This window comes from Stenotrophomonas sp. P5_A8, assembly GCF_056400545.1.
This window is the reverse complement of the sequence record NZ_JBFULB010000264.1, coordinates 1-5305: the sequence shown is the minus strand read 5'-3', so window position 1 is coordinate 5305 and position 5305 is coordinate 1. Positions and strand designations below refer to the sequence as shown.

The 5305-nt window shown below is 65.6% G+C and carries 6 protein-coding genes; 3 read left to right on the top strand and 3 right to left on the bottom strand.

Annotated features, from left to right (window positions below; genetic code table 11):
• Window positions 1-151: 151 nt before the first annotated feature.
• From AC1DQP_RS15820 to mtgA, 3 genes are read right to left on the bottom strand one after another with little or no spacing between them, the layout of a single operon-like run.
• Complete coding sequence (locus AC1DQP_RS15820; protein WP_256775819.1) at window positions 152-583, bottom strand: CBS domain-containing protein; 432 nt, start codon at window positions 581-583, stop codon at window positions 152-154.
• Window positions 543-1562, bottom strand: coding sequence for a glycosyltransferase family 2 protein (locus AC1DQP_RS15815; protein ID WP_478051973.1), 1020 nt, complete (start codon window positions 1560-1562; stop codon window positions 543-545). Before AC1DQP_RS15815 ends, AC1DQP_RS15820 begins: the two co-directional genes overlap by 41 nt.
• 23 nt (window positions 1563-1585) lie before the next feature.
• Window positions 1586-2335, bottom strand: coding sequence for a monofunctional biosynthetic peptidoglycan transglycosylase (gene mtgA, locus AC1DQP_RS15810; protein ID WP_457318362.1), 750 nt, complete (start codon window positions 2333-2335; stop codon window positions 1586-1588).
• 79 nt (window positions 2336-2414) lie between these two features.
• Here mtgA and hslO point away from each other — a divergent pair, with 79 nt between their 5' ends.
• The 3 genes from hslO to AC1DQP_RS15795 all read left to right on the top strand — a co-directional run.
• A complete protein-coding gene (gene hslO, locus AC1DQP_RS15805; protein WP_256775822.1) occupies window positions 2415-3311 on the top strand; it encodes an Hsp33 family molecular chaperone HslO in 897 nt (298 codons plus the stop codon).
• 119 nt (window positions 3312-3430) lie between these two features.
• Window positions 3431-4288, top strand: coding sequence for an XOO1806 family protein (locus AC1DQP_RS15800; protein WP_256775823.1), 858 nt, complete (start codon window positions 3431-3433; stop codon window positions 4286-4288).
• Window positions 4289-4746: 458 nt separating this feature from the next.
• The coding region (locus AC1DQP_RS15795) for a TonB-dependent receptor plug domain-containing protein (protein ID WP_478051972.1) at window positions 4747-5305 on the top strand (559 nt) is incomplete at its 3' end.

Here is a 5305-nt window from a genome sequence, read left to right as displayed (position 1 = left end):
CCCTTGGAGGCGAAATAAAGGAGGAGGTGGCGGCCGCAGGCCGACGCCGGGGGCGTCGCCGGAAAGGGCATGCGGGCCCAGCGCCCGACCCACCGACCGCCGAGCCTCCTAGCGCATGGGAAAGAGCGCGGACAACAGGCGCGTAACCGCTTCACCCCGCCACGATGTACTGCTGCAGCTGATCCAGCTTCTGCGCCTGCTCATCGATCACCGACTTGACCAGATCGCCGATCGAGATCACCCCGACCACGCTGCCAGCATCGACCACCGGCAGGTGCCGGATGCGGTAATCGGTCACCAGCTGCAGGCAATGCTCGACCTGCTCGGCCAAGGCCACCGTCACCACCTTCGCGGTCATGATGTCGCTCACCCGCGTCGTCCGCGAAGAGCGCTCGTGCAGCACGATCTTGCGCGCGTAATCGCGCTCGGAGAGGATCCCGACCAGTTGCCGGCCCTCCATCACCACCACCGCCCCGATGCCCTTGTCGGCCATCAGCCGGATCGCGTCGATCACCGCCGCGTCCGGGGGTACCGCGAAAACCTCAGGGGACTTGCCTTCCAACAGCTGTCGTACCGTGGTCATCTCGCTGCTCTCCACTGATGGGATGCAGGCCCGAGTCTGCCACGAACGGCGCCTGCCAAGTGTCAACCAGGTACAGCGGACGCTGCTTGGACTCCTCGTACAGCYGCCCCAGGTATTCCCCGATGAGGCCCAGTGCGATCAACTGCACGCCGCCCAGGAACAGGATCACGACCATCATCGTCGGCCAGCCCGCCACCCGGTCCCCGTACAGCGCCGCCTTGCCCACGATCCACAGTGCGAACAGGAAAGCGAAGCCGGCCGCGGCCAGTCCCAGGTACGTCGTCACCCGCAAGGGCGCGGTCGAAAAACCGGTGATCCCTTCCAGCGCGAAATTCCACAGCTTCCACAGCCCGAACTTGCTCTCCCCCACCAACCGCGCATGCCGGTGGTAGGGCAGCGCCTTGCGCCGGAAGCCGACCCAGCCGAACAGCCCCTTCATGAACCGGTGGCGTTCACGCAGCTGTCCCAGCGCCTCCAGCGCGCGCGACGACAACAGGCGGAAATCGCCGGTATCGGCGGGGATCGGGGTCTTGGACAGACGCCCGATCACCCGGTAGAACGCCGCCGCCGTACTGCGCTTGAACCAGCTTTCGCCGTCGCGCACCAGCCGCGTGCCGTACACGTTGTCGTAGCCCTGCTGCCACAAGGCGACGAACTCGGGAATCAGTTCGGGCGGATCCTGGCCATCGGCGTCGAGGATCATCGCCGCCCCGTCCCCGACGAAATCCAATCCCGCGGTCAGTGCCGCTTCCTTGCCGAAGTTACGCGACAGCCGCAGCACGCCCACGCGCGGGTCGGCCTCGGCCAGCGCCTGCATCACCGCCCACGTGGTGTCGGTGCTGCCGTCATCGACATACAGCACCCGCCCCTCGATATCGGGCAGCCCGTCCAGTACCGCGCGCAGCCGCGGGTGCAGCATCGGCAGCACCAGCGCTTCGTTGTGTGCCGCAATGACCAGGGTCAGGCGTTGGGCTGTCATGCGGGGATTGTAGCGGTCGGCATTCAGTCCTCGCCCAGATAGGCGCCGCCGCCCAACTGGCGGGCCTGGCGCTGGATCCATGCCGCGCGGCGCTGCACGTACGGCCCCGGCTTGCTGGCGTTGTAGCGGCGCGGCGCCGGCAGCACCGCGGCAAGGCGCGCGCTCTCGGCCGGGCTCAGGCGCGCGGCGTCCTTGCCCCAGTACTGCCGGGCCGCCGCCTGCGCGCCATAGATGCCGTCGCCGAACTCGGCAATGTTGGCGTACATCTCCAGGATCCGCGACTTCGGCCACAGCGCCTCGATCAGCACCGTGTACCAGACCTCCAGGCCCTTGCGGATCCAGCTGCGGCCCTGCCACAGGAACAGATTCTTGGCGACCTGCTGGCTGATCGTGCTGGCCCCGCGCAGGCGCCCCCCCTTGGCGTTGTGGTCGCGCGCCTTCTCGATCGCCTGCAGGTCAAAGCCATTGTGCTCGGGGAAGCGCTGGTCTTCGGCGGCCACCAGCGAGATCGGCAGGCTCGGTGCCATCTGGTCCAGGTCGCGCCACTGGTAATGCAGGCGGTAGTCCCAATCGCCCTGGCCCAGCGCCTCGCCGTACCGCCACAGCATCACCGTGGACAGCGGCGGATCGATGAAGCGCAGCACCAGCACCTGCAGCACACTGAAGGCGGCAAACAGCACCGGCAGCCACAGCAACCGCTTCCAGTGCCAACGCCGCGGGCGTGACGGTTCCAGGCCCGGTCCGGCCTTGAGATTGCTGCGCTCTGCCCCCATCAGTGGTGCATCCTTTGCTTGCACGGTTGTCGGCGCATTATCCGGCAACCGCCCCTCTATAAGCGCAGCCACCGAGCCGATGACCGCCCAATCCGACACCCTTGTCCGTTTCCTGCTTCCCGCTGCCGGCGTCCGCGGCGTGCACGTGCACCTCGATGCGACCTGGCGCGAGATCCTGTCCCATGCCGTGTACCCGCCGACCGCCGCTGAACTTCTCGGCGAGGCCAGCGTCGCCTCGGCGCTGTTCACCGGGCACACCAAGGTCGACGGGCGCCTGTCGATCCAGCTGCGCAGCAACACCCCCATGCGCACCCTGTTCGCCGAATGCACGGCCGCCGGTACCCTGCGCGGCATCGTGCAACTGGCCGACGGCGGTGGCGATGCGCCGCGCGATCTGACCTCGCTGGGCGAGGATGCGCTGCTGGCCATCACCATCGAGAACCCGGGCCTGGACCCGCGCGAACCGCAGCGCTACCAGAGCCTGGTCGGGCTCACCGCCTCCGGCCTTGACGAAGCCTTCGAAGATTACTTCCGTCAGTCCGAACAGCTGCCCACGCGATTGCTGCTGGCCGCCGACGGCGAACACGCCGCCGGCCTGCTGCTGCAGAAGCTGCCCGGCGACGAGGGCGACCACGACGGCTGGTCGCGCGCCAGCGCCCTGTTCGAGACGCTGGGCAAGCAGGAACTGCTTGAAGTGGCCGGCAATGAACTGCTGCACCGCCTCTTCCATGAAGAAGCGCCGGAACTGCTGGGCGAACGCCCGCTGCGCTTCGACTGCTCCTGCTCGCGCGAGCGGGTGGAGGGCATGCTGGAATCGCTGGGCGAGGTGGAAGCCCGCGCCGCGGCCGAACCCACCGGCGCGATTGACGTGCGTTGCGAATTCTGCGGACGCGAGTATCACTTTCCCTTGACGGAACTGGCCATACTGTTCAGCGATACCGGTGTTTCCTCGCCGGCACCTGAACGGCTTCAGTAATTGCCGCACGAGTTTTGTTCTGGGGAGAACGAAGACTTGTTAAGAAATCATAAACGCCCTAGGATCAGTGTCCCGCTTCGGCGGGAACTTGTGCTCACCGCTGCTGTCTGAGAATTCCCATGCGCTCCCTTCTGCGTCTACCGCTGGCCCTTGTGATCGCCCTCGCTGCGATAACGGGCGCGCATGCGCAGAACAAGCCGCGCCAGGACAGCACCGTGCTGCCGATCTGGAACAAGGGCAGCGGCAAGGTCGAGGCCCTGCTGTACCTGGAACCGACCGGCGAACAGGCGGTCGGCGCACGCTGGCATTTCGGCCGCAGCTCGCTGGACGCCGCCTTCGGGCTGTCCTCCGGCGATTCGCTGGGCCTGCTCTGCAACAGCAGCCGCGGCACCAGCATCAGCGGCCTGGCCAGTCATTGCATGTTGGCCAGCCTGGGGGACGATGAAGACAGCTCGCTCAGCCGCCGGGTCAGTGGCACCGCTGCATTCAACCGTCCTGGCGGACGCCTGGGCATCACCGCCGGCAGCGGCCGCGATACCCTGCCCGCGTGGCTGGCCGGTCCCAACAAGTCGCCGGCGCTGCGCGCCGAGCAGAACGACCTGACCGTGTTCGGCCAGAAGAACATCGGTCGCGAAGGCTTTGTGTCGATCGGCGGCACCTATGCCAAGGCACGCCTGGTTCCGCTGTCCGATGCCTCCCCGGCGCTGGTCGACCGCTGGGACAGCAAGAGCCTGACCATCGGTGCCGGCTACGGCAATTTCAGCGGCAACATCATCGGCCGCGTGGTCGATGTGCCCGGGCAGCCCGGCAAGTGGGAAGGCCTCGGCGTCGGCCTGACCTGGCGCACCCCGTGGAGCGGTCAGCTCACCGTCGGTGCCGAGAACGTGATCACCCGCGGCAAGAATCCCTTCGCCCCGCGCAACGAGAGCACCGACGAAGGCACCGTGCCCTACGTCCGCTACGAACAGGATCTCTGATCCCCCAGCGCCTGGCGCGGGTGGATGTTTCGAAAGGCGCGCCCGCCACGGCGCGCCTTTTTTTGTTCCAGTGGTGCCGCCTCCCAGCAGACGGATCGCCGAAGACGTTGCACATCTTGTGTCTCATGAACGGTCAGAAACCGGGCGTGATGCGCCACCTCGCTGATGCGACTCGAAACCGATTGATACAAATGGTGACAAATCAATTGCAACTATTTTCTTCACCTTATCTTAACCATCGAGACAAAAATAAGGCAGCCAAATCAAGATGTAATTGATTTGGAAGGCATTTTTTCAACGACAGGCCACGCACAAGCTGTATTAACGCTACTTTAATTCTTTGGAATCCGCAGTTACTATCGAGTCAGCCTCGTGGTGCTTGGCGCCGCTTCTTTGGTGCCGCCGCAGGCAAACACACCCTAGTGAATACCCAAGATTCCCTTGGAGAGAGAGAGCCAATGAATTTCAAGTCCAACAAGCTGCGTGATGCGGTCGTGGTCGCGCTGGTCGCGAGCGCCGGCGTCGCCACTGCACAGGCACAGGAGTCGGGCAGCCCGACCAACCTCGATCGCATCGAGGTCACCGGTTCGCGCATCCGCCAGGTCGATACCGAAACCGCACAGCCGGTCCTGACCATCACCCGTGACCAGATCCAGCAGCAGGGCTTCAAGTCGGTCGCCGACATCCTGCAGAACATTCCGACCGCCGGTTCCCCGGCCATCAGCCGCACCTCGCCGCTGAGCTCGGGTGAAGCCGTCGGTGGTTACTACATCGACCTGCGCAACCTCGGTGCCAACCGCACCCTGGTCCTGGTCGACGGTCGTCGCCTGGGCATCACCAACGATGGCCTGCAGGACGTCGCCTCGATTCCGTCGGCCATGGTCGAACGCATCGAAGTGCTGAAGGACGGCGCATCCACCATCTACGGCTCGGACGCCATCGCCGGCGTGATCAACATCATCACCCGCAAGAACTTCGAAGGCGCCGAAGCCAACGTCTACATCGGCCAGTGGGATC